Raw genomic sequence first — 443 nt, forward strand, 5'->3', positions numbered from 1 at the left:
AAATTGTATGCAGCGTTTTCATCCCGATCTCTTTGGGAACCACAACTTCCACAGGTGTAAGTGCGAATATTTAACGGCATTTTCTGCTTTGCACCGCACTGCGAACATAATTGAGATGAAGGATAAAAAGTATCAACCTGTATTAATTGACTAGCAAATTTCTGTGTTTTGTATTTGAACTGTCGTTCTATTTCACCAAACCCACAATCATAGACAGCAGCAGCTAGTTTATGGTTTTGCAGCATCCCATTAACGTTAAGATTTTCAATCACTACAACTGCGTGGTTTTTGCATATTGATGTAGTCATCTGATGAATGGTGTTACTGCGTGTATCCGCAATCTGCTTGTGATATTTAGCTAATCTATTTTTCGCTTTGGTATGTCGTTTACTCCCCTTTGTTTTCCGCTGTAATTGTCTTTGTAACCTCCCTAACTGTTTTTT

Annotated in this window: 1 protein-coding gene; it reads right to left on the minus strand. The window is 38.1% G+C overall.

All coding sequences use genetic code 11. The features are described from left to right. The coding region (locus AABK37_RS41900) for an RNA-guided endonuclease InsQ/TnpB family protein (RefSeq protein ID WP_432557260.1) at positions 1-443 on the minus strand (443 nt) is incomplete at both ends.

Origin of the sequence: Tolypothrix sp. VBCCA 56010 (genome assembly GCF_050875635.1) — a bacterium.
Taxonomy (GTDB): Bacteria; Cyanobacteriota; Cyanobacteriia; order Cyanobacteriales; family Nostocaceae; genus Hassallia.